20 protein-coding genes and 2 tRNA genes are annotated in these 23610 nt (G+C 69.4%); 9 read left to right on the forward strand and 13 right to left on the reverse strand.

The annotated features are described in order from the left end of the window. Positions 1 to 504: 504 nt before the first annotated feature. The 4 genes from CCK91_RS08125 to CCK91_RS08140 all read right to left on the reverse strand — a co-directional run bounded on the left by CCK91_RS08125 (position 505) and on the right by CCK91_RS08140 (position 3725). Entirely contained in the window at positions 505 to 1425 is a 921-nt protein-coding gene (locus tag CCK91_RS08125) for a hypothetical protein (RefSeq protein ID WP_086473584.1), read from the reverse strand. Further along, a complete protein-coding gene (locus CCK91_RS08130) occupies positions 1422 to 2477 on the reverse strand; it encodes a trypsin-like serine peptidase (protein WP_071260909.1) in 1056 nt (351 codons plus the stop codon). The genes CCK91_RS08125 and CCK91_RS08130 overlap by 4 nt, the downstream gene beginning before the upstream one ends. A gap of 164 nt (positions 2478 to 2641) precedes the next feature. After that, a tRNA-Glu gene (locus CCK91_RS08135) sits at positions 2642 to 2714 on the reverse strand. A gap of 108 nt (positions 2715 to 2822) precedes the next feature. Continuing rightward, positions 2823 to 3725 (reverse strand): diacylglycerol/lipid kinase family protein, encoded by a 903-nt coding sequence (locus CCK91_RS08140; RefSeq protein WP_086473585.1) that lies wholly within the window; start codon positions 3723 to 3725, stop codon positions 2823 to 2825. Between the two features lie 83 nt (positions 3726 to 3808). On the opposite strand from CCK91_RS08140, the gene CCK91_RS08145 reads away from it, so the two are divergent. Continuing rightward, positions 3809 to 4447: an MBL fold metallo-hydrolase gene (locus tag CCK91_RS08145; RefSeq protein ID WP_086473586.1), complete on the forward strand. Its 639-nt coding sequence runs from the start codon at positions 3809 to 3811 to the stop codon at positions 4445 to 4447. Between the two features lie 10 nt (positions 4448 to 4457). Here the strand turns inward: CCK91_RS08145 and CCK91_RS08150 are convergent, their stop codons facing one another. After that, positions 4458 to 5552, reverse strand: coding sequence for a fatty acid desaturase family protein (locus CCK91_RS08150; protein WP_085510601.1), 1095 nt, complete (start codon positions 5550 to 5552; stop codon positions 4458 to 4460). A gap of 374 nt (positions 5553 to 5926) precedes the next feature. Here CCK91_RS08150 and CCK91_RS08155 point away from each other — a divergent pair, with 374 nt between their 5' ends. Beyond that, complete coding sequence (locus tag CCK91_RS08155; RefSeq protein ID WP_056006986.1) at positions 5927 to 6130, forward strand: cold-shock protein; 204 nt, start codon at positions 5927 to 5929, stop codon at positions 6128 to 6130. Positions 6131 to 6301: 171 nt separating this feature from the next. On the opposite strand, the gene CCK91_RS08160 is transcribed toward CCK91_RS08155, so the two are convergent. Next, positions 6302 to 7003 carry an SOS response-associated peptidase gene (locus CCK91_RS08160; RefSeq protein ID WP_079705628.1) on the reverse strand — a complete coding sequence of 234 codons (702 nt, stop codon included), beginning with the start codon at positions 7001 to 7003 and terminating at the stop codon, positions 6302 to 6304. A gap of 141 nt (positions 7004 to 7144) precedes the next feature. Here CCK91_RS08160 and CCK91_RS08165 point away from each other — a divergent pair, with 141 nt between their 5' ends. The 6 genes from CCK91_RS08165 to CCK91_RS08190 all read left to right on the forward strand — a co-directional run bounded on the left by CCK91_RS08165 (position 7145) and on the right by CCK91_RS08190 (position 15692). Next, the gene (locus CCK91_RS08165) at positions 7145 to 7882 is read left to right on the forward strand and encodes a hypothetical protein (protein ID WP_207568200.1); all 738 of its coding nucleotides are present in this window, start codon (positions 7145 to 7147) and stop codon (positions 7880 to 7882) included. Continuing rightward, positions 7879 to 9474 carry a DNA polymerase Y family protein gene (locus tag CCK91_RS08170; RefSeq protein WP_086473587.1) on the forward strand — a complete coding sequence of 532 codons (1596 nt, stop codon included), beginning with the start codon at positions 7879 to 7881 and terminating at the stop codon, positions 9472 to 9474. The genes CCK91_RS08165 and CCK91_RS08170 overlap by 4 nt, the downstream gene beginning before the upstream one ends. A 44-nt stretch (positions 9475 to 9518) precedes the next feature. Next, the gene (locus CCK91_RS08175; RefSeq protein ID WP_086473588.1) at positions 9519 to 12941 is read left to right on the forward strand and encodes an error-prone DNA polymerase; all 3423 of its coding nucleotides are present in this window, start codon (positions 9519 to 9521) and stop codon (positions 12939 to 12941) included. Between the two features lie 154 nt (positions 12942 to 13095). Next, entirely contained in the window at positions 13096 to 13572 is a 477-nt protein-coding gene (locus tag CCK91_RS08180; RefSeq protein ID WP_086473589.1) for a DapH/DapD/GlmU-related protein, read from the forward strand. A gap of 105 nt (positions 13573 to 13677) precedes the next feature. Next, a complete protein-coding gene (locus CCK91_RS08185; RefSeq protein ID WP_086473590.1) occupies positions 13678 to 15084 on the forward strand; it encodes a polysaccharide biosynthesis tyrosine autokinase in 1407 nt (468 codons plus the stop codon). Then, positions 15081 to 15692, forward strand: coding sequence for an arsenate reductase/protein-tyrosine-phosphatase family protein (locus CCK91_RS08190; protein WP_086473591.1), 612 nt, complete (start codon positions 15081 to 15083; stop codon positions 15690 to 15692). Before CCK91_RS08185 ends, CCK91_RS08190 begins: the two co-directional genes overlap by 4 nt. A gap of 107 nt (positions 15693 to 15799) precedes the next feature. Here CCK91_RS08190 and CCK91_RS08195 read toward each other — a convergent pair. The 4 genes from CCK91_RS08195 to CCK91_RS08210 form a co-directional block, all read right to left on the reverse strand. Next, positions 15800 to 15874: transfer RNA gene (locus tag CCK91_RS08195), tRNA-Gln, on the reverse strand. 91 nt (positions 15875 to 15965) lie between these two features. Next, positions 15966 to 16886, reverse strand: coding sequence for an NAD(P)/FAD-dependent oxidoreductase (locus CCK91_RS08200; RefSeq protein ID WP_086473592.1), 921 nt, complete (start codon positions 16884 to 16886; stop codon positions 15966 to 15968). Continuing rightward, positions 16883 to 18403 (reverse strand): glutamate--tRNA ligase, encoded by a 1521-nt coding sequence (gltX, locus tag CCK91_RS08205; protein ID WP_086473593.1) that lies wholly within the window; start codon positions 18401 to 18403, stop codon positions 16883 to 16885. Before gltX ends, CCK91_RS08200 begins: the two co-directional genes overlap by 4 nt. Further along, positions 18396 to 19358, reverse strand: coding sequence for a LysR family transcriptional regulator (locus CCK91_RS08210; protein WP_241160863.1), 963 nt, complete (start codon positions 19356 to 19358; stop codon positions 18396 to 18398). Before CCK91_RS08210 ends, gltX begins: the two co-directional genes overlap by 8 nt. A gap of 81 nt (positions 19359 to 19439) precedes the next feature. On the opposite strand from CCK91_RS08210, the gene CCK91_RS08215 reads away from it, so the two are divergent. Further along, positions 19440 to 20513, forward strand: a complete 1074-nt coding sequence (locus tag CCK91_RS08215; RefSeq protein ID WP_086473595.1) for an aminotransferase class V-fold PLP-dependent enzyme — start codon at positions 19440 to 19442, stop codon at positions 20511 to 20513. A gap of 6 nt (positions 20514 to 20519) precedes the next feature. Here CCK91_RS08215 and CCK91_RS08220 read toward each other — a convergent pair whose 3' ends face one another. From CCK91_RS08220 to CCK91_RS08230, 3 genes are all read right to left on the reverse strand, one after another. After that, positions 20520 to 21284: a fumarylacetoacetate hydrolase family protein gene (locus CCK91_RS08220; protein WP_079705619.1), complete on the reverse strand. Its 765-nt coding sequence runs from the start codon at positions 21282 to 21284 to the stop codon at positions 20520 to 20522. Positions 21285 to 21362: 78 nt separating this feature from the next. Further along, positions 21363 to 22478, reverse strand: a complete 1116-nt coding sequence (locus tag CCK91_RS08225) for a branched-chain amino acid aminotransferase (RefSeq protein ID WP_085510591.1) — start codon at positions 22476 to 22478, stop codon at positions 21363 to 21365. Positions 22479 to 22518: 40 nt separating this feature from the next. Continuing rightward, positions 22519 to 23574 carry a 3-isopropylmalate dehydrogenase gene (locus CCK91_RS08230; protein WP_086473596.1) on the reverse strand — a complete coding sequence of 352 codons (1056 nt, stop codon included), beginning with the start codon at positions 23572 to 23574 and terminating at the stop codon, positions 22519 to 22521. Positions 23575 to 23610: the final 36 nt, after the last annotated feature.

Here is a 23610-nt window from a genome sequence, read left to right on the forward strand (position 1 = left end):
GGGCCTGACTCTGCTGAGGACCCCCGGGCGCGTGACCGGGCTGACCATTCGATGTCGGGGGCCGGAACCCGTCCGGACCGCCTGGCCGCCCCTGCTGCTGCTGGTTCGGACCTGCGTTCGAGGGCCGCTGCTGCTGCGCCCACGGCTGCCCACCGGGCGCGCCGGCGAACGGCGCTCCGGGCTGGGGGTGCGATTGCGGCGCAGGGCCGTTGGACTGCTGCCCTGGGGTGCTTCCCTGCGGACGGGGCCCTCCACCGGTCTGACCAGGCGCGGACGGCTGAGACGGACCGCTCTGTGACAGGACGCCCTGCGGTGCTCCGTTCTGACCCTGCGGAGCGCCGTTCTGGGGTGCACCGTTCTGCGGCGGCGTCTGACGCTGCGGGCTGCCCGGTCCGAACTCCAGGCGGGGTGCGTCCGGGTCGGGGAATCCCGGCGGCTGCTGGTCGGGGCGCAGGGGGCCGCCGACCGGGGGCTTTCCGAGGTCCTCGGGTTTCTGGTCGTCGGTCATTTCCTCAACTCCTCGATCCGATCCCAGAACGCGGCCTGATCGGCCGCCGGGATCACCGTCACGTCGAATCCTGATGGTGCGGTCGGCAGGTCTTCGAGCGTCGACGTGCCCGACACCTCGAAGCCGGCCTGCAGCTGCAGCTTGGTCTCGCTCTCGACCGTCCCGCTCAACTCCATCTTCACGAGGCCACCTTCGGCGTTCTGGAAGATCGTCACCGGCAGGAGGGTCGCCAGGTCGTCCTCGCTGAACGACGACACGAGGTCGTCCGGGAGGTCGAAGAGCGTCCCGACGGCCAGCACGCTCTCGAGGCTCGCGCTTGTCGAGATCTGTGAGGAGCCGTCGTTCCGCATCGAGACCACGACGCTGCTGAGCGCGCCGTCCCCCGAGCTGCGTGTCGTTTCGACCGCGGTGTAGATGTCGCAGGCGATGGAGATGCCCGGGTAGACGCAGGCGGGTCCGAGTGAGCCCTCGGCGTCCTCCTCGGCCACGTACTGCGTCTGGACGGCCACCCACTCCGTCGGCGCGAGCTCCTTGAGTTCACCGCCGAGCAGCAGGAGGTCGTAGTCGACCCCCGCCTGGTGATAGATGTCGACGGTGTCGCCGTCGGCGGAGCCCTTGTCCTGGCTGAACGAGGCGGTCGGGTCGCCGAAGAGGACCACCGAGTCGTTCTCGTGCGACTCGAGGTCTCCCGAGACGGCGTGGACGTATGCCGACCCGATCACGTCCGGCGCCTGGCCGATCTGGGCCGACAGCAACTCGAACCTCGCCTCGGCGAGATCCTGCATGTAGCTCTGCTGGGCGGCGGCGTCGGGGAACGCCGATCCTGGCGTCGTGCAGGCGCTCAAGACGAGCGCGGCGCTCCCGGCCAGAGCCAGGGCACCGATCCGCCGTCGCGTCATGCTGGTGCGGGCGGTCATGACCCCTCCGCCAGAGCGTCGTTGTACAGCGTGAGCGCCCGCTGTCCGAGGACGGGGCCCTCGAGCCAGGAACCGTCGCCGCGCGAAGTGACCGAGGTGACGTACCCGGCACCGGTGGCGGGATCCAGCCGGGTGAGCCAGCCGCCGCCCGAGCAACCCGGGGTCATGAGGCAGTCGACCCGGTATCCGGCATAGCCCTTGGTGGCGGCCTGGCTCGCGCAGTAGCGCTGCGACTGTCCGTCGAACGGGGCGGCGGACGGGTAGCCGATCACGGTGATGCCCTCAGGCGGGGTACCGAAGGAGATGCCCTGACCGCCGGTCACCTCCTGGATCTTCTGGCCTGCAGCGTTCGGGGCGAGGCGGATGAAGGCGAAGTCGTAGGCCCAACCGTTGCCGCTCGTCGCACCGCTGGCGTCCGAGGTCGCCTCACTCGTGAACTCGTCGGGGACGTAGGTGCTGACCCCGGCCCACTGCCCGTAGGGCTGGGTCTGGCCGTTGGCCGCGTCGGCCGGGATGAAGATGATGTTCTCTGCGAGCTGTTTGCCGTACGTGTCCCAGACGCAGTGGCCTGCCGTCAAGACGAGGTCCATGGTCGGGGCATTGACGACGCTCGCGGAACAGACGTAGGTGGCGCCGCCGATGGAGAAGTACAGACGTCCCTGCGTGGCCGCCGCCAGCCCGGTCGCCGGGTACGGGTCGCCCGCCGCTGTCGGAGCGATGGCCTTGACGTCGACGTCGGGACCGACGCCGGTACTCGGGTGCACGACCACGCCGGTGGCCTGGTCGCCCGTGAGCGTGTCCTCGCCCGGCTTCAGGTCCGGTGCGGTCGCTCCCCCGAACTTGTCGTCGGTCCAGTAGTCGTTGACCTCCTGGGGACTCGCGTCGAAGTCCTTGCGCAGGGTGTCGTCGGTGCCGCCGGCGACGTCGACGACGGGGCCGGCACCGCCGGCTACGGGCTCCCCCGTCACCGGGATGGAGCACCCTGTCAGCAGGGCGGCGAGGATCAGGACTGCGGCTGTCGCCGGAGCGCGGCGCTTCTGCTTCACGGTCACCCGGCCAAGCTAGCACGCAGCGGCACTCGGCGAGATCGGTGCGGGCCCTGCCTTCCGCGCATCCCGGAGAGCCTGCGTGGACCTCCCGGGGCACGCTCGAGCCGCCAAATGAACGAAGCCCCGCTCCCTGATGACTCAGGAGAGCGGGGCTTCGTTCGGTGTTGTGACCCCAACGGGATTTGAACCCGTGCTGCCGCCGTGAGAGGGCGGTGTCCTAGGCCGCTAAACGATGGGGCCGTAAGCAACGGATATGAGTATGCCATACGATTTCGAGCCGTACAAATCGAGGCCACCAGCGGCATCCGACGGGCGTGTCGCGCGGTGGCCGCGGTCGGGCGAACCGGCTCAGGCGAGCACGCGGAGGGCACCCGGGACCACGTCGATCGTGACCGGCGGCGGACCGATCCGCTCCCCGTCGGCATAGGCGGTGACACCGTCCGCGGCGATCGAGACCGAACGGACCCGAGACAGTCGCACGATGTCGAGATCCGTGTGGGCACCAGAGAAGACCTTGGGGAACAGCCGGAGGAACCGGAACCGTGACACGGGTGCGACGATGAGCAGGTCGAATCGGCCGTCGGCGAGGTCCGCCTGCGGCGCGATGAGCATGCCACCACCGATCGAGGTGTTGTTCGCGACGGCGAGGAGGACGGCATCGACCGTCTCCGGCGCCCCGTCCACGGTCAGCTCGTACCGGCGAGACCTCAGGGCCAGGAGCTCCCGGAGGATCGCGATCGTGTACCGGCTGCGCCCGCGCGGACGTCGCATGCGGTTCGCCCGCTCGTTCACGAGGGCGTCGAAGCCTGCGGACACCGCACCGACGAACCAGGTCGTCCGCTCGCCGTCCGTCACCGTGCCGGCGTCGATCACGCGCGGCTCGCCCTCGAGCGCACGGAGCAGGGACGCGATCGCGGCCGCGGGATCACCCAACGGGATCCCGAGTCCCCTGGCGATGTCATTGCCCGTACCGGACGGGACCACGCCGAAGGGCAGGCCCGAGTCGCGTACCGCCTCGACGGCCAGACTCACCATGCCGTCGCCTCCGACGACGACGAGCGCGTCCAAGCCTGCCTCGATCGCAGTCTGCACCGCGCTCCGGAGCTGCCCGACCGTCTGCTCCTGCAGGCGGACGGCGCGGTGCCCGGCCTGCTCGAGGGCGTCGAGCACCATCGGGCCCACGGCTCGGGTCGATCCGAACGACGCGGTCGGGTTGATGGCGACGCCGATGCGTCGGGGCTGCGTGGTCACCTGCCGATTCTGACAGGCCTACAGCGGGTGGACACCCGGACCACCGGGTTGCCCCCGGCGCTCCCACGGTATTCACTCGTCCTATGAGACTCACGAAGTTCGAACATGCAGCATTCCTCCTCGAGACGGACGGCGCCAAGCTGATCGTCGACCCGGGTGCGTTCACGTCCCCGATCTCCGATGTGGAGCACACCGCGGCGGTCCTGATCACGCACCTGCACCCCGACCACTGGACCGCGGAGCACCTCGACCGCATCCTCGCCGCGAGCCCGGAGGCCGTCCTCTACGGACCGGCCGGTGTCGCCGCCGCCGCGGACGGCTATGACATCACCGTCGTCGCCCCGGGAGACGTGGTCGAAGCCGGGCCGTTCACGCTCCGCTTCTTCGGCGGGACCCACGCGGTCATCCACTCGTCGATCCCGGTGATCGACAACGTCGGCGTCCTCATCAACGACCTCGTCTACTACCCCGGCGATTCCTTCACCGTCCCGGAGGGCGTCGACGTCGACCTCCTGGCCGCGCCGGCGGGTGCACCGTGGATGAAGATCTCCGAGGGCATGGACTTCGTCACCGCCGTCGCACCGAAGCGCGCGTTCGGGACGCACGAGATGGTGCTCTCCGGGCCGGGGCAGAGCATGTCGCACGACCGCCTGCAGTGGGCGACCGAACAGGGCGGCGGGACCTACTACCCGCTCGCCCCGCTCGACACGCTCGAGGTCTGAGACCGGTCGACTACCGGCGGCGGAAGTTCGCCGCCGCCGGGCAGTCGAACGGGTCGCGGGCTGAGAGGCCGACCCGGTTGAGGTACTCGATGACGATGGCGTAGGACTGCAGCAGGGTCGTCTCCGTGTACGGCACCTGCTGGGTCTCGCAGTGCTCCCGCACGATGACGCGAGCACGGGCCAGAGCAGGGCGAGGCATGCTCGGGAACAGGTGGTGCTCGATCTGGTAGTTGAGGCCGCCCATGAAGGTGGCCATGCCGAAGCCGCGGACGTTGCGCGAGGTCAGCACCTGCTTGCGGAGGAAGTCGAGCTTCATGTCGGCCGGGATGATCGGCATGCCCTTGTGGTTCGGCGCGAAGGACGCCCCCATGTAGACGCCGAAGACCGCGAGTTGGACGCCGAGGAACGCGAACGCCATGCCGACGGGCAGGAAGAGGAAGATCGCTGCCAGGTACAGACCGACGCGGGCGACGATCATGCTGATCTCGGCGGCGCGGCCGTCCACCTTGCCCGGACCGAAGAGGGTCTTGAAGGACAGCGCGTGGAGGTTGATGCCCTCCAACATGAGGAGGGGGAAGAAGAGGTAGCCCTGCTTGCGGGTGATCAGCGCCTGCAGGCCCTTGGCCTTCGCCGCGTCCTCCTCGATGAAGGAGATCGTGTCGATCTCGATGTCGGGGTCCTTGGTGACCTGGTTCGGGTTCGCGTGGTGGCGCGTGTGCTTCGTCATCCACCACGAGTAGCTGATACCGACGATGCCCGCCGCGAGGAAGCGTCCGGCGCGGTCGTTCGCGCGGCCCGACTCGAAGACCTGACGGTGCGAGGCCTCGTGGGCGAGGAAGGCGAACTGGGTGAGGATGATGCCGAGCGCGCCGGCGATGAGCAACTGGAACCAGGACTCGCGGAGTAGGACGAACCCGGTGACGCAGCCGAGGAGCGCGATCACGAGGAACGAGAACGTGAGGATGTAGAACGTGCGGTGGCGGCGGAGGAGCCCCGCTTCGCGAACCGTCTTCAACAGCGACGAGTAGGAGCTGGTGACGTTCGCAGCGCCGGGCTTGCGGGGGCTCGTGGCACGAACCGGGCCGAGGATGGCTTCAGTTGACATGGGCACTCCGGAGGAATCGTGTCGACTTCCCAGCCGGGGCGATGAGCGGATGCTCGGACGAGCGCGAGCTCTGCAGATGGCCACAGCCTACGGTCGGTGTCTGAAGAATCACCCCACATCACGACATCCGACCCCAGATCAGGCCGCTTACCCGCCAGATGTCGAGAAAAGACGCAGAATTGGCCAATCCGTTACGTGTTCGGCTGCCGTTTCGAGCCGAGATGGGCTAACGTGGATCGAAGTTGTTGTGTTGCGCAGGTATTTCAAGCCGCGTTTCCACCGATGGATACGCTGCTTTTCTGAGGAGCGAGCAAAGAACACCGCGACGAACGGGCCCGAAAGTCGGGAACGGTCACTCATGAAAGAGGAAATACATGTCAACTGGAACTGTGAAGTGGTTCAACGCCGAAAAGGGCTTCGGATTCATCACTCCTGACGACGGCAGCGCCGACGTCTTCGCACACTTCTCCGCCATCGCGACGAGCGGCTACCGCTCGCTCGAGGAGAACCAGAAGGTCGAGTTCGAGACCAACCAGGGCCCCAAGGGCCTGCAGGCCGAGAACATCCGCCCCCTCTGATTCTCTGATCAGTCGGAGCTGACGATCCGAGCGGCCGGTCATTCCAGCCCTCGCGTCTGAGACACCGAGAACCGCCCCTGACGTTCGCGTCAGGGGCGGTTCTGTGTTTTCGGGCCAGCCCCCGGTATCCCCGGGGCAGTTCGGTGCCTCCGGGCGACGCTCCTCCTGCGGCTACTCCTGGACGGGGAGGATGAGCTCCGGTCCATCACCCTGCAACGGCGCCACCCGGTGGAAGACGAGCTGCTCCGCGACGTCGGTCGCTGCGGACACCATCTCGTCGACCTCGTCCTGATCGGCCTCGTGGTGCGGATCGAGCCAGGCGTCCCAGCATTCCGGAGGCAGCGTCACCGGCGTCCGTGGGTGCAGCTCCTGCAAGGGACCGACCGCCGGCCGCGTGAGGATGGTCGCGCTCAGCACCCAACGGCGCGGGTCGTCGTCCGGTAGCGAGCGGTCGCGCCACCACGAGTAGAGGGCCGCGAAGACGATCGGTTCACCACCCGCGGTCTGCACGTAGTACGGGGTCTTCGTCGCACCCTCGGTGTGCCACTCGTAGTACCCGGCGGCAGGCACCAACGCGCGCTTCTGTTTGACCGATGGCGCGAACGTGGGCTTGGTGGTGACCTCCTCCGCGCGAGCGTTGAAGGTCGGGTACTGACTCTTCAGCTCGGTGGCGAACGACGGCACGAGTGACCACCGCGCCGATTCGAGCCGGCGGACCACCGGCCCCGTCTTCACCGAGTCGAGGATGATCGGGATCTGCTCGGTCGGGCGCACGTTGTACGAGGGCCCGGGCAGCTCGGCAGCCGCGTGGTCGATGTCGAAGAGCTCGATGAGTTCCTCGGTGGATTCGGTCACGACGAAACGTCCGCACATGGGCCCAGCGTACCGGGCGCCACTGACACCGCGGACCGCGTGTCGGTGGGATGCGGGACCATGGTCGAGTCATCCGTCAGTCGTCGTCGAGACCGGATCGAGCCGGTTGACTTGTTCGAAGATATGTTCGAATATTGAGCCATGGCCCTCCGCGCACTCGTCGACTCCCCCGTCAGGGCGGACACCGCGACCGAGCTGCACGAACTCCAGGGGCGCATCAAGCGGATGCAGGGGACGCGCCTCGACACCCGGTCCCTGCCGACCGCTCCTGAGCTCTCCCGGCTCCTGCCCGGTGGCGCTCTCCAGGCCGGAGGCAGCTACTCCGTCCTCGGCTCCACGGCACTCGCCATGTCGCTCATGGCCGGGCCGTCCGCAGCAGGGACGTGGTGCGCCGTCATCGGTCTCCCGTCGTTCGGCGTGGAGGCGGCGGCCTCCATGGGCATCGACCTCGAACGGCTCGTCCTCGTCCCCCAGCCCGGTCCGGACTGGCTCACGGTCACCGCGGCCATGGCCGACGTCGCCGGCGTGCTCATCACCGCGCCTCCCGGACGGATCGCCCCGAGCGACGCCGCCAGACTCGCGGCTCGCCTCCGGCAGCGCGAAGCCGCACTGATCGTCCTCGGTTCCTGGCCGCAGAGCGATGCGACGTTGCGCGTGACCGAGAGCTCCTGGAGCGGCCTCGGGGCGGGGCACGGACATCTCCGGCATCGGCGGCTCACCGTCAGCTCGATGCTCGGCCAGGGGGCCGCTGGTCGGCCCCGGACCGCGCACCTGACGCTGCCCCTGGGATCGATCGAGGATCGCACCACGCAGCTCGCCGGCTCCGGCCTCATCGACGACGACACGGTCGTCCGGCTCCCGATGGTCGTGAACCGATGACGACCGAACCGCCTGCGGGACCGGTCGAGCGCACCATGGTCCTCTGGTGCCCCGACTGGCCGATCGTGGCGGCACGACTCTCCGGGACGCTGTCCGAGGACACGACCGACGCTCCGCTGGCCCTGGTCGAGCATGGTGAGGTCCTGGCCTGCGACGCCAGCGCACGTCGAGCAGGAGTGCGGCGAGGACTCCGTGTCCGCGAGGCTGAGGCCCGCTGTCCGGAACTGGCGACCGCCGACTACGACCCGGTCGTCGACACCCGCGCCTTCGAGCCGATCCTCCTCGGCATCGAGGAACTCATGCCGGGCGTCCAGCCCTTCCGGGCCGGGCTCTGCGCCATCCGATCCCGAGGACCGAGCAGATACTACGGCGGCGAGTCGGCTGCGGCGGAGGTGCTCCTGGCCCGTCTCGACGAGCTCGGTGTCCCCGATGCACGGATCGGCATCGCCGACGGCCCGTTCGCCGCGGAGCAGGCTGCGAGGTCCACCGCGTTCCAGCAGGACGGTTCCCGGATCATCGTCATCCCCTCCGGAGCCTCTCCCGCCTTCCTGGCCCCGCTCCCCCTGTCCACCCTCGGGCGCCCCGAACTCAGCTCACTGCTCCACCGGCTCGGGATCAGCACCCTGGGAGCGTTCGGCGCACTGCCCGCGACCGAGGTCCGCGACCGCTTCGGCCCCGACGGCGCCCGAGCGCACCGCCTCGCAGCCGGCGCGGACGCCCGAAGCGTCGTCCCTCGCGTGCCACCCACCGAGCTGGCCGTGTCGATAGCCTTCGAGCCCCCGCTCGACCGCATCGACCAGCTGACCTTCGGGTTCCGACAGTCCGCGGAACGGTTCATCTCGGGCCTGGCAGAGGCCGGCCTCGTGACCACCGCGATCACGATCAGCATGCGGAGTGAGCGCGGGGAGCGCTCCACCCGCACCTGGCTCCACCCACGCTGGTTCACCGCCGGCGACGTCCTCGATCGCGTGCGTTGGCAGTTGCAGGGCGCGTCCAACATCGATCACGGACTCGCCTCCCCCGTCGAACTCGTCGAGGTCGTTCCGGAGACCCTCGACGACGCCGCGGAACACGAGGAGGGGCTCTGGGGCAGCGGACCGGACGAACGCATCCACAGCGGACTCGCCCGCGTCCAGAGCATGCTCGGTCACGACGGCGTCGTGACCGCGGTGCCGTCCGGCGGACGCCTCCTCCTCGACCGCCGCATCCTCGTCCCCTGGGGCAGTGTTCCACCGGGTGGTGAGGCGGCCGTGGCCGAACGCCGGAACCGACCCTGGCCCGGGACCATCCCGGGAGCGGCTCCGTCGACCGTCTTCGACACCGCCGTGCCGGTCGAGGTCGTCGACGCGACGGGGCTGGCCGTGACGGTCGACGAGCGCAGCACCGTGAGCGCGGCGCCCACACGGTTCTTCGCCCTCTCGGACTGGCACGTCATCGACGGCTGGGCCGGCCCCTGGAGCATCGACGAACGCTGGTGGGACGACGACGGCCACCATCGCGTCCACCGTCTCCAGGTCCTCGACGACTCGGGTGAGGCCTGGCTGCTCCTGTTGGAGGAGCAGCACTGGAGGGCCGAGGCCCGCTACGACTGAACCGCATCACGTCCGCACCGCACCGCATGACGAAGGAGCCCAGCATGGGATGGAACAACCCCCCGGTCTCATGGTCGGAGTTCGAGCGCCGTCTGTCCGACGCGAGCCGACCGGCCACCCTGCCGCTGGGAGCCGACGGCGGGGACAGCCCGGCCTGGTCGCGGAAGCGTCAACCGTATGTCCCCGAACCACCAGAGCAGCGCCCGCCGACGACGCGGGTCCCCTATGCGGAACTCCACGCGCACTCGAGCTTCAGCTTCCTCGACGGCGCGAGCCCGCCGGAGCGGCTCGTCGAAGAGGCTGCGGCACTCGGCCTGCACGCGCTCGCGCTCACCGACCACGACGGTTTCTACGGCGTCGTCCGGATGGCCGAGGCGGCGGAACGGTTCCCCGACCTCCGGACGGTCTACGGTGCCGAACTGTCCATCGGCCTGGACCGGCCGCAGAACGGCGTCCCCGACCCTGTCGGGCATCATCTGCTCCTGCTCGCCCGTCGAGCAGAGGGGTATCACCGTCTGGCCGGCGCGATCACGGACGCACAACTCGCCGACGGTGCCGAGAAGGGCCACCCGATCTACGACCTCGAGCGGCTCGCCGCCTCCGTCGCCGGCCACGTCACCGTGCTCACCGGGTGCCGCAAGGGGTTCGTCCGCACCGCGCTCCGTGAGAACGGTCTGGAGGCCGCCGCCGCTGCGGTCGACCGACTCGTCGCCCTGTTCGGTCCGGAGCACGTCGTCGTCGAGTTGAGCGACCACGGCCACCCGGAGGATTCGGCGGAGAACGATGCACTCGCCGAGATCGCGGCGTTGCTCGACCTCACCGTCGTCGCCACGGGCAACGTCCATTACGCCACGCCCGAGCAGCATCGACTCCAGACCGCGCTGGCGGCCGTCCGAGCGCGACGCAGCCTCGACGAGCTCGACGGATGGCTTCCCGCCGCCGGAACCGCGCACCTGCGGAGCGGAGCCGAGATGGCGGACCGGTTCGCCAGATACCCCGGAGCGGTGGCACGGAGCGTCGAGCTGGCCGACGAACTCGCCTTCAGCCTGCGGGCGGTCCGCCCGAAGCTCCCGCGACAGCGCGTCCCGGAGGGCCATACGCCCATGAGCTGGCTTCGGCATCTCGTGCTCGAAGCCGTCCCCGTCAAGTACCCCGACGCCACTCCCGAACACCTCCGACGCATCGAACGGGAGCTCGAGGTCATCGAGCAGAAGGACTTCCCCGGGTACTTCCTGATCGTGCACGACATCGTCAGCTTCGCCCGCGGCCGGGGCATCCTCTGCCAGGGACGCGGTTCCGCCGCGAACTCGGCCGTCTGCTACCTGCTCGGGATCACCGCCGTCGACTCGATCTTCTACGAGCTGCCGTTCGAACGGTTCCTCTCCAGCATGCGGGAGGAGGAGCCCGACATCGACGTCGACTTCGACTCCGACCGGCGCGAGGAGGCCATCCAGTACGTCTACGAGACCTACGGACGCCGCAACGCCGCTCAGGTCGCGAACATCATCAGCTATCGGCCGAAGTTCGCCGTCCGCGACACCGCCAAGGCGCTCGGATACAGCCCCGGTCAGCAGGACGCCTGGTCGAAACAGGTCGAGCGCTGGGGCGGGGTCATGTCGAGTACCGACCACGACATCCCCGAGCGCGTCGTCGGCCTCGCGCAGCAGATGCTCACCCTGCCCCGGCATCTGGGCATCCACTCGGGCGGCATGGTGCTGACCGATCGCCCGGTCGGCGAGGTCTGCCCGATCGAGCACGGACGCATGGACGGTCGCACGGTCCTCCAATGGGACAAGGACGACTGCGCCTGGATGGGTCTCGTCAAGTTCGACCTCCTGGGTCTCGGCATGCTCTCGGCCATCCAGTACTGCTTCGACCTCGTGGCCGAGCACACCGGAGAGCGCTGGACCCTCGAGACCATTCCGAAGGACGAAGCAGGCGTCTACGACCAGCTCTGCCGGGCCGACACCATCGGGGTCTTCCAGGTGGAGAGTCGCGCGCAGATGGGCATGCTGCCGCGTCTGCTCCCCCGCCGGTTCTACGATCTCGTCATCGAGGTCGCCATGATCCGCCCGGGGCCCATCCAGGGCGGCGCGGTGCACCCCTACCTGCGCCGGAAGACCGGCCAGGAGCCCATCACCTACCTCCACCCGAGTCTCGAACCGGTCCTCGAACGCACGCTCGGCGTGCCGCTGTTCCAGGAGCAGCTCATGCAGATGGCGATGGCCGTCGGTGGGTGCTCGGCCGAGGATGCTGACCTCCTGCGCCGGGCGATGGGATCGAAGCGCGGCGAGGAGAAGATCGAGAGCCTCAAGGACACGCTGTACCTCGGCATGGCCGGTAACGGCATCGTCGGTGCAGACGCCGATGCCGTGTACGCCAAGATCCAGGCCTTCGCCAACTTCGGTTTCGCCGAGAGCCACTCCCTGAGCTTCGCCCTCCTCGTCTACGTGAGCGCCTGGCTGCGCCTGCACTACCCGGGGGCCTTCCTCGCGGCCCTGCTCCGGGCACAGCCCATGGGGTTCTACTCGCCGATGACCCTCGTCGCCGACGCCCGCCGACATGGCGTCTCCGTCCTGCGTCCCGATCTGCATCGCTCCGGCGCACAGGCCGGCCTCGAAGCGCTCGACCCGGAGGCCGCCCCCGGTGCCCCGGTCGCTCCCGGCGGGCGCACGCGTTGCCTCGAACACGAGCAGGGACCGACCGGGCTCTTCGATCCGCTCCTTCCCGACGATTCAGCAGGACACCGGCGCGACGGCGCACTCGCCGTCCGGCTGGGACTCTCCTCCGTCCAGGGGATCGGTGAGGAGCTCGCGAAGCGGATCGTCGCCGAACGGGAGTCCGGAGGGCTGTTCACCAGCCAGGCCGACCTGGCCAGACGGATCGGCCTGAGCTCCTCGCAGTTGGAGTCACTGTCGGCGGCGGGCGCCTTCGACGGATTCGGCCTCACCCGTCGTGAGGCGATGTGGGGCGCAGCGCAGGCCAGTCGGCATCGTCCCGACCAGCTCGAGGGGACGTTCACGACCGTGCAGCCGCCGTTGCTCCCGGTTCCGACGGCCGCCGAACAACTCATCTCCGACATCTGGTCGACCGGGATGTCGACCGATGACCACCCCATCCGCCACGTCCGTGCCGAACTCACACGACGAGGTGCGCTGCGGTCCGACGAACTCCTGACGGCGCAGACGGACCGTCGCGTGGAGGTCGGGGGTGTCGTGACGCATCGGCAGCGGCCGGCGACGGCGAGCGGCATCACCTTCATGAACCTCGAGGACGAAGCGGGACTCGTCAACGTGATCTGTAGCGTCGGCGTCTGGAACCGGTATCGCCGCGTGGCCAGGGAAGCCCCGGCGATGGTGGTCCGCGGCATGCTGGAGCGATCACCGGAGGGCATCGTCAATCTGGTGGCGGATCGGTTGGAAGCGCTCCGGATCGGGGCGAACACCCGTTCGCGCGACTTCCAATGACCGGTCACGACCAAACCGCGGCGGGCGCCTCCTCCGAACACCCTCTACAGCACAGCACGAGACTCATGGGATTCCCAGGCAGGCCCCGGGAAGGAATGACCGGGAGCCACCCGGCGTTGTCCCCAGTGTTGAGTAGACCAGAAGGGGGTCACCCATGGCGAGAGTGTACGAAGAGATCGAAGGCCGGACCGGCGAGGTGGAGCGGTACCGTCACCACCCGAACGGCAAGGGCATGGTCGCAGCTCGTGCACTGATCGATCCGTCGGCGTTCATCGAACGCACCACGTTCGTGGAGGCTGACGCGGACATCCGTGCCAACGCCTGGATCGGTGCCGGAACCTGGATCGACCGGTCCGCGGTGATCGGTGAAGGCGCCTTCATCGGCGCGAACGTCCACATCGGAGAACGCTGTGTGATCGGACGCGGAGCGCGGGTCGGAAGCGACGCCCGCCTCGGTGCCGACGTCCAGGTCGCCCACGGCGCGAGCGTCGATCGGGACGCCAGGGTCGCAGACCGCACCGTGGTCGGCAATGAACGCCCGGTCATGACCGAACCGACGGTCCGTCAGACGAACCGCGCACCGCGCCGACCTCGTGCGAACGGCACCGACCGGTTCGGGAAGGCCGCCTGACCAGCGGACCACCCACCATCGCACGCAGGGCCCGGACTCGAGAGTCCGGGCCCTGCGTCGTCTCCGTCGTGCAAGACGCACATGTCAGACGACTAACATATCAGGATGGACCTGAAGGACTACCTGCGCATCCTCCGCCATCGCTGGCTGCTCATCATCGCGATCACCGCGGGAGCAGCGGCGCTCGCCCACGGGTACACCCTCATCACCCAGCCCGTATACCAGTCGACGGGCCAGCTGTTCGTCGCCGTCACCGGCGGCGACTCCGTGGGCGACCTCAATCAGGGCAACGCCTTCGCCCAGAGCCGCGTCGCCTCGTACGTGATCCTCGCCACCGGTTCGACCGTGCGGTCCACGGTGGCGGAGCGCCTCGACCTCGACCCCGCGTCGCTCATCGGGACGATCTCAGCGTCCAATCCCGCGCAGTCGGTCCTGATCAACATCTCCGCCGTCGACAGCGATCCGGTTGCGGCAGCCCGCATCGCGAACACCGCAGCCCAGGTGCTCGTCGACCTCGTCGACGACGTCGAGAGCGCCAACGAGGTGGGCTCCACCGGTGCGCTGGGTGATCCGGCCCCGGTCGGGCTGACGATCGTGGAAGAGGCCTCTCCACCCCAGTCCCCCGTCGCGCCGAACGTGCTGCAGAACCTCGCGGTGGGCATCCTCACCGGCCTCGCTCTGGGCGTCGGGATCACACTGCTCATCGAGGTCCTCGACACCCGCCTCCGCGGTCGCTCGGCGATCGAGAAGCTCACGGACACGAGCATCCTCGGCGCCTTCCACACGGAACCCACTGACGCGGCCCAACTCATCCTCGGATCGACGGAGAGCTACAGCCGGCGCGCCGAGAGCTTCCGGCAGCTTCGGACGCACCTCCAGTTCGCCTCCATCGACGGCGGACTCCGCAGTGTGATGGTCACGTCCTCGGTCCCGGGCGAGGGGAAGAGCACCACCTCGGCGAACCTCGCGCTCGTCCTCGCAGAAGCGGGGAACTCCGTCCTCCTCGTCGATGCGGATCTGCGCCGACCCCGCCAGCACGAGCTGTTCGGTCTCGAGGATGCGGTCGGGCTCACGACCGTGCTCACCGGCAGGATCAGCCTCGGCGATGCCGCGCAAGCGGTCAACGGGGCGGGGCGTCTCGCTGTCCTCACCTCCGGCGAGCTGCCGCCGAATCCGAGCGAACTCCTCGGATCAGCGGCGATGGAGCGCGCGCTCTCGGAGATGGAACGCGCGTACGACGTGGTGGTCATCGACACACCCCCGCTCATCAACGTCTCGGACCCGACAGCCCTGTCGACCCTTGCGAGCGGCGTCCTGCTCGTGGCATCGGCCGACGGGCGGCTGCACCGCGACCAGCTCCGGCAGTCACTCGAGAACCTCAGCTTCGTCCAGGCGAAGCTCCTCGGGGTCGTCCTCAACCGTGTCGAGGTCGCTCGGGGAGAGCAGTCGTCGTCCTACGCCTACTACCACCGGACCGATCCGACGCGTCGACCAGGACGGACCACGGTATGAGCACCCCGCTCGATCCGCCTCCGACCCGGATCCTGATCGTCTGCACCGGCAACATCTGTCGATCCCCGTATGCCGAGTTCCTCCTCGGCGGCGGGCTGTCGGAGGTCGACGCATCCGGCTTCGAGGTGCGGAGCGCCGGGACAGGCGCGCTGCGCGGCCACCCGATCGACGCCTCGAGCGCGGCGTTGCTCGGTCCACTCGACACGACGGCAGCCGGCTTCACCGCGACGCAGCTCACCGCCGGCCTCGTCAGGCAACAGGACGTCGTCCTGACCATGACGCGGGAACATCGCAGCGCCGTCCTCAGATCGTGCCCGGAGGCGCTGCGTCGGACCTTCTCCTTGCGTGAGTTCGCCCGGCTCCTCGACACCGTCGACTCGGGACGACTCCCCCGCGCGCGAGCAGCGCGCTGGATGCGTCTTGCACCCGAGCTGGCGGCCAACCGGACGAGCGCCCGACTCCTCGATCCGACCCAGGACGACGTCGTCGACCCGTTCGGTCAGGGCCCAGAGGTCTTCCGTCGGATGTCGTCGCAGATCGTCCCGGCGGTCGAGCGCATCATCGCGTTCGAGCGCACGGCCGCCGAGGAGGATTCGGGTCCCCGGTGAGGACGTCGGTGTGGCACCGTGTCCACCGTCCCGCTGACGGGCCGATCGCGCCGCAAACGACGAAGGCCCGCGAGGTGATCGCGGGCCTTCGTCGTGATGTTGCTGTCTGGCTGGGGTACCTGGACTCGAACCAAGAACAACTGAACCAGAATCAGTCGTGTTGCCAATTACACCATACCCCACTGTCAGAACCGAAGCCCCGACCGAAGAACAACACTAGCCTACGGAGCCGGCCGTCTCAAATCGAAGTGTCCCGGGCGCGTCGCGGCTGGCTCAGCTGGGGACGCCCGCGAGGTCACGGTTGAGTGCTCTGGACACCCGAGCGCCGTTCCCTGCTGCGACGATGAGCTGCTGCGGACCGGGAGGCGTGATGTCCCCGGCGGCGTACACGCCAGGCACGGACGTGCGACCCCAGGCATCGACCACGACATAGCCGTCCGTGTCGCGATCGAGCGCGAGCTGTTCCAGATATCCGAGCGGCACGGCCCACCGCGGCCGCACGAAGCCCCCGGAGCGCGGGATGAGTGCACCGTCGGCGAGGCGGACACCGGTGAAGCCGTCGCGGCCACCCTCGAGCTCCGCGATCGCACCGCGCTCGACCCGGATGCCCGCGGAGGCGAGCGCGGCCTCCTCGGGGCCGGTGACGGTGTCGGTACCGTTCGTGAAGACGATGAGGTCCGACGACCACTGTGCGATGAGGATCGCCCATTCCGCCAGGTCCGTCGTCTCGCCGATGAGCGCGAGCGGCGCGTCGGCCTTCTCGTACCCGTCGCACTCGACGCAGCTGTGCAGATCCGTTCCGTAGAAGGCCCGCAGGTTCGTGACCTTCGGCAGCGTCTCCGTGAGGCCGCTCGCGACGACGACCGTCCGGGTCACGACGTCGCGATCCGGCTCGCCGCGGACCCCCTGGGCGACGACGTGGAAGCCGTCAGTAGTCGGCTCGATCGACTGTACGGACGCGAACTGGACCTCCGCGTTCGCGTACGCGGCGACCTCCTCGCGCCCCATTCGCCGGAGATCCAGCGGAGCGATGCCGTCGCGGGTGAGGAAGCCGTGCGAGCGCAGCGTCGCAGCGTGCCGTGGTCGATTGCCGTCGAGCACGAGGATGCGCCGACGCGCGCGCGCCAGGTTCAGCGCGGCCGAGAGTCCCGCGGGTCCCCCGCCGACGACGACGACGTCGTACGAGTCGCTCATGACGCGAGGTGCGCGGAGAGCCGATCGAGTCGCGTGATCGATTCCGTCTTCCCGAGGATCTCGAGCGACTCGAAGAGCGGCGGGGAGATCCGACGCCCGGACGCCGCGACGCGGAGCGGACCGTAGGCGATACGGGGCTTCAGCCCGAGGCCCTCGATGAGCGCGCCGGCAAGCGCGTCCTGGATCGAACCAGCCGTCCACTCCGACTCGGGGACGAGCTCGAGCGCGCCGATGGACGCGGCGAGCACCTCGCCCGCGTTCGCCGGAAGACCCTTCAGCGCGTCCTCCTGGTACTCGAGCTCCGCGGCACCGCGGAACAGGAAGCCGAGGAGCGCGGGGACCTCGCCGAGCAGCGCGATGCGCTCCTGGACGAGTGGGGCGGCCTGCTCGAGCACGGCCCGCTGCGCCTCGGTGACGGGCTCGCTCACCACACCGGCCTCGACGAGGTACGGCGTGATGCGGCCGAGGAAGTCGGCCGGCTCCAGCAGTCGGATGTGGTCGCCGTTGATCGACTCCGCCTTCTTGAGGTCGAAGCGCGCCGGGTTCGGGTTGACGTCGACGACGTCGAACGCGGCGATCATCTCGTCGATCGAGAAGACGTCGCGGTCGCCGCTCAGCGACCATCCGAGCAGCGCGAGGTAGTTGATGAGCCCCTCCGGCACGAAGCCGCGGTCGCGGTGGTGGAAGAGGTTCGCCTCGGGGTCGCGCTTCGAGAGCTTCTTGTTGCCCTCGCCCATGACGTACGGCAGGTGACCGAACCGTGGGACGAAGGTCGTGAGGCCGATGTCGATGAGCGCGTGGTACAGCGCGATCTGCCGCGGCGTCGACGGCAGCAGGTCCTCGCCGCGGAGGACGTGGGTGATCTGCATGATGGCGTCGTCGACGGGGTTCACGAGCGTGTAGAGCGGCTTGCCGTTCGGGCGCACGAGGACGAAGTCCGTGAACGACCCGGCCGGGAAGGTGATCTCGCCGCGCACGAGGTCGTCGAAGCTGAGGTCGTCGTCGGGGACCCGGAGACGGAGCGCCGGCTCGCGGCCCTCGGCTCGGTACGCGGCGCGCTGCTCGTCGGTGAGGTCGCGGTCGAAGTTGTCGTAGCCGAACTGCTTCGGCCGGCCGGCCGCCTCGTTGCGCGCGTCGATCTCGTCGGCGTTCGAGAAGCTCTCGTAGAGGTGCCCGGCAGCCGTCAGCCGCGCGATCACGTCGGCGTAGATGTCGCTCCGCTCCGACTGCCGGTACGGCGCGTGGGGTCCGCCGACGCCGACGCCCTCGTCCCAGTCGAGCCGCAGCCACGTGAGCGCGTCGACGAGCTGCTCGTAGCTCTCCTCGCTGTCACGAGCGGCATCGGTGTCCTCGATCCGGAAGACGAGCTTGCCCCCCGTGTGCCGGGCGTACGCCCAGTTGAACAGCGCCGTGCGGACGAGACCGACGTGCGGCGTGCCGGTCGGCGACGGGCAGAACCGGACGCGGACGTCGGTGCCGGAAGCCGTGGAGAAGGGGTGCGTAATCGTGTCAGACATCGCCTGTCATCTTAGTCGCGCCGCCCAGGGACGCGGCGATCCGCAGGAGTGCCGCGACGGCGGGGATACGGTCCGCGTGCTCGGCGCTGACGAGGTGGAGCGCCCGGTCGTCGTCGTTGCGCGTCGGCAGCACGACCACCTCGGTCGGCAGCTGCGCGGCCGCGAGCGCGAGGGTCGGTAGCAGGGCGACGCCGAGCCCGGCCGCCACCAGGGCGGTGACCGCGATCGCATTGTCGGTCTCGTGGGCGATGACGGGCTCGAAGCCGCTCGACCGGCAGAGACCGAGGAGATGACCTCGGCAGCGCGGACAACCCGCGATCCAACGCTCACCGGCGAGGGCCGCGAGGTCGACCTGTCGATCACCGGCTCGAGCGTGGCCGACCGGGAGCACGAGACGCATCGGGTCGGTTCCGAACCGGCGCACGCGGAGTCCGGCCGCGCTCTCCCGATGCGGGTCGTCCGGATCGTCCGGGTAGCTGAAGGTGATCGCGACGTCGGCTTCACCGGCACGGACCGCGGCGACGGCCTCCGGCGGTTCGGCCTCGACGAAGGAGACCCCGATCCCCGGATGCTCGTCGGCCAGGCGAGCGAGGAGCTGCGGCACGAGCATCGACGACGCCGAAGGGAAGGCGACGAGGCGCACCCGCCCACTCCGCAATCCCGCGAGTGCCGCGACCTCCTCGGAGGCCGCACGCACCGCTCGGTCCACCGCCACCGCGTGTCCGGCGAGGATCGCACCGGCCTCGGTGAGGCGGACGCCGCGACCGACGCGCTCGACGACCGGCATGCCGAGCCGACGCTCGAGCCGGCGGAGATGCTGGCTCACCGCCGGTTGACTCGAGCCGAGCGCGTGCGCGGCGGCCGTGATCGACCCGGTCGAGGCGATGGCGCCGACGACGAGGAGGGAACCGGCGTCGAGGGCCGATGACGAGGGCTGCGGTGAGAGGGTGGACACGCTCGAAGCATAATCCCTCATTATGATTCTCATCGAGAGTCGGTCCTTGTCGTATGGATACCCGGTGAAGAGACTGGATGCATGAGCACCCTCAGCCTCCAGGAAGCCAGCGGATCCTTCCCATCCGCACCCGGCTACCTGGCCGCCTGCACGCTGGGACTGCCGACGATCGGCACGACGGACGCCATCATGGCCGACCTCTCCGCCTGGCAGGCGGCTCGAACCGATGCAGCCGCCTACGGCGCAGTCGTCGAGCGGGTGCGCGGCTCCTTCGCCGAGCTGGTCCACGTACCGGTCCGCTCGGTCGCGATCGGATCCCAGACCTCCGCCATGGTCGCCATGGTCGCGGCGTCGGTGCCGGACGGCGCCGAGGTCCTGTGCGTCGAGGGCGACTTCAGCTCGCTCGTCGCCCCGTTCCTCATGCAGGCGCACCGCGGTGTCCGTGTCCGCCACGCGCCGCTCACCGAACTCGCCGCCCATATCGACGCCTCGACCTGGCTCGTCGCCTACTCCGCAGTGCAGTCCGCGACCGGCGCGGTCGCCGACGTGGTCGCGATCCGGGAGGCGGCGGCTGTGCACGGCGCGCTGACGCTCAACGACCTCACACAGGCGGCCGGGTGGCTCCCCGTCGACGCCTCGGCCGACGACATCACCGTGTGCCACGCCTACAAGTGGCTCTGCGCGCCACGAGGCGTGGCGTTCATGACGGTGCGCGACGAGGTGATGGACCACCTCCGGCCGAGCCAGGCCGGTTGGTACTCGGGTGACGACGTCTGGTCGTCCTGTTACGGCCCGTCGTTGCATCTCGCCGAGAGCGCACGACGGTTCGACGTCTCCCCCGCCTGGCAGGCCTGGGTCGGCGCCGAGCCCGCCATCGCCCTCTTCGCGGCGGTCGACACCGTCGCCGTGTACGAGCACGACACCCGGCTCGCCGCGGCGCTCCGCGCGGGCATCGGCGAGAGCCGGTCACTCCTGACCGGAACGGCCTCGGCCATCGTGACGTGGACGGATCCCGATGGACACGACCTCCGGGCGCTGCAGTCGGCCGGGATCACGGCATCGGGTCGCGCAGGCCGGGCGAGGGTCGCGTTCCACCTCTGGAACACCGACGACGACGTCGCAGCTGCGCTGACCGCTCTCGGCCGGCGCAGCTGAAGCGGGTCAGGGTCGGCGGCCGGTGTTCCGGAGGATGCCGATGCCCGAGACCTCGACCTCGACGACCTGGCCGTCGGTGAAGGGTCCGACGCCGGCGGGCGTCCCGGTCAGGATGACGTCGCCGGGAAGGAGCGTCCAGACGGCGGACGCGTACTCGACGATCGCGCCGATGGAGTGCACCATGTCGGAGAGCGGGGCGTGCTGCCGGACCTCACCGTCGACGCGGGTCTCGATCGTCGCGCCGTCGAAGGAGAACTCCGTCTCGATGTAGGGGCCGAGCGGGCAGAACGTGTCGAAGCCCTTCGCCCGGGCCCATTGGCCGTCGGACTCCTGGAGGTCGCGCGCCGTGACGTCGTTCGCGATCGTGTAGCCGAAGATGACCTCGTCGGCACGCTCCGCGCTGACGTTCTTGGCGACGCCACCGATCACGATGGCGAGCTCACCCTCGAAGTCGATGCGCTCGGACTGCTTCGGGAAGACGACGGCGTCTCCCGGCCCGACCACGGAGGTGTTGGGCTTCAGGAAGAGCAGCGGCTCGGTGGGAGCCTCTCCGCCCATCTCGGCGGCGTGGTCGCGGTAGTTCTTGCCGACGGCGACGACCTTGGAACGAGGGATGACCGGCGCGAGCAGGACCGCATCCGCGAGCGGGACGCGCTCCCCCGTCGGTTCGAAGCCCGAGTAGAGCGGATCGCCGTCGAGGACGACGAGATCCGCATCGTCGATGATGCCGTAGCGGATGGCCTGATCGTGACTGAAGCGAGCGATTTTCACCAGGCCAGCCTATCCCGAGGTGCCCCGACGACACGGAAGCCCCGCACGAGGTGCGGGGCTTCCCAGGCTGCTCGGAGGCTACTCGGCGTCGAGACGCGTCATCCAACCGTGACGGTCGGGCAGACGGCCGTACTGGATGTCGGTCAGTTCCTGACGCAGCGACATCGTCAGTTCGCCCGCCGGAGCGTCGGCGTCGCCCACGGTGAAGTCCTTGGCCTTCAGCTGCGCGATCGGCGTGACGACCGCAGCCGTCCCGCAGGCGAACACCTCGACGATGTCGCCGCTCTCGACGCCTTCGCGCCATTCGTCGATCGTGACCCGGCGGCGCTCCACCCGGTGTCCGCGGTCCTCCGCGAGCTGCAGGATGCTGTCGCGGGTGATGCCCTCGAGGATCGAGTCCGACTCCGGCGTGACGAGCGTGCCGTCGCGCTTGACGAGGACGACGTTCATCCCGCCGAGCTCCTCGATGTAGGTGGCCTCCTGGGCGTCCAGGAAGAGCACCTGGGCGCAGCCGTGCTCGTACGCCTCAGCCTGCGGGAGCAGGGAGGACGCGTAGTTGCCGCCGGTCTTCGCCGCCCCGGTGCCGCCCTTGCCCGCGCGGCTGTAGTCGGTGGACAGCCAGATGGACACGGGGGTGACGCCGCCGGTGAAGTAGGCGCCGGCCGGGCTGGCGATGACGTAGTAGTTGACCTTCTTCGCCGGGCGGACGCCGAGGAAGGCCTCCTTGGCGAACATGAACGGCCGCAGGTACAGGCTGGTCTCCGGCGCGGATGGCACCCAGGAGCCGTCGACGGCGATGAGCTGCTTGATCGACTCGACGAAGTACTCGACCGGGAGCTCCGGCAGCGCGAGCCGCTTGGCCGAGCGCTGCAGGCGGCGACCGTTGGCGTCGGGGCGGAACGACCAGATGGAGCCGTCGGCGTGACGATACGCCTTCAGTCCTTCGAAGATCTCCTGGGCGTAGTGGAGGACTGCGGCGGCCGGGTCGAGCGAGATCGGACCGTACGCCTGGACCCGTGGGCGGTGCCATCCACCGCGCTCGGACCAGCAGATGTCGACCATGTGGTCGGTGAAGTGCTGCCCGAAGCCCGGATCGGCGAGGATCGCGTCGCGCTCGGCGGCGGGGACGGGCTGCTCGTTGGGGGTCACGGTGAAGGCGAGTTCGCGCTGCGCCATGGGGAGGTTGATCGTCATGATGGTGTCTTCCGTCGTGATCTGCGTGTCTGGTGGGCGTCTACCGGTTCGCCGCGAGGGCCGCGATCGCATCGCCGACCTCGGTCGTCGTGCGTGCTGCGCCGGTGCGGGCGGCGATGTCGGCGGTGACGGCAGTGGCGACTCGCGCCGCCTCCGTCTCGAGGCCGAGATGCGACAGCATCAGGGAGACGGAGAGGATGGCGGCGGTCGGGTCGGCCAGCTGCTTCCCGGCGATGTCGGGCGCCGATCCGTGGACGGGCTCGAACATGCTCGGGTACGTGCCGTCCGGGTTGATGTTTCCCGAGGCCGCGAGTCCGATGCCGCCGCTGATCGCGCCGGCCAGATCGGTGAGGATGTCGCCGAAGAGGTTGTCCGTGACGATGACGTCAAATCTAGCAGGATCCGTGACGAGGAAGATGGTGGCCGCGTCGACGTGCAGGTAGTCGACGGCGACGTCGGGGAACTCCGCGGACACCGCGTCGACGACGCGCTTCCAGAGCGACCCGGCGAAGACCAGGACGTTGGTCTTGTGGACGAGGGTGAGCTTCCCCCGACGCGCCGCCGCGGCGGCGAACGCGTAGCGCACGACCCGCTCCACCCCGTAGGCGGTGTTGACCGACACCTCGTTCGCGATCTCGTGCGGCGTGCCCTGGCGGATCGCTCCGCCGTTGCCGACGTACGGCCCCTCCGTGCCCTCACGGACGACGACGAAGTCCACGTCGCCGGGCTCGCTCAGCGGGCTCGGTACGCCCGGGTACACCACGGTCGGGCGCAGGTTGACGTAGTGGTCGAGGCTGAACCGGAGTTTGAGGAGCAGCCCACGCTCGATGTTCGCGTTCGCGAGCCGGGGGTCGCCGGGCACGCCGCCGACCGCTCCGAGGAGGATGGCGTCGTGCGAGGCGATCGCGGCGAGGTCCGCGTCGGTCAGCACGTCGCCCGTCTCGAGGAACCGTGCGGCACCGAGCGAGAAGGGCGTCTGCTCGAACCGGACGCCGCCGCCCTGCACCGCCGCATCGAGGACCTTGAGCGCCTCGCCGACGACCTCGGGACCGATCCCGTCGCCGGGGATGACTGCGAGCTTGACGGTGCGGGACATACGACTCCTGAGGATGCGACGACGGTGTGCGCCCAG

Source organism: Plantibacter elymi (nom. nud.), assembly GCF_900177795.1.
In the GTDB taxonomy this organism is placed as follows: Bacteria; Actinomycetota; Actinomycetes; order Actinomycetales; family Microbacteriaceae; genus Plantibacter; species Plantibacter elymi.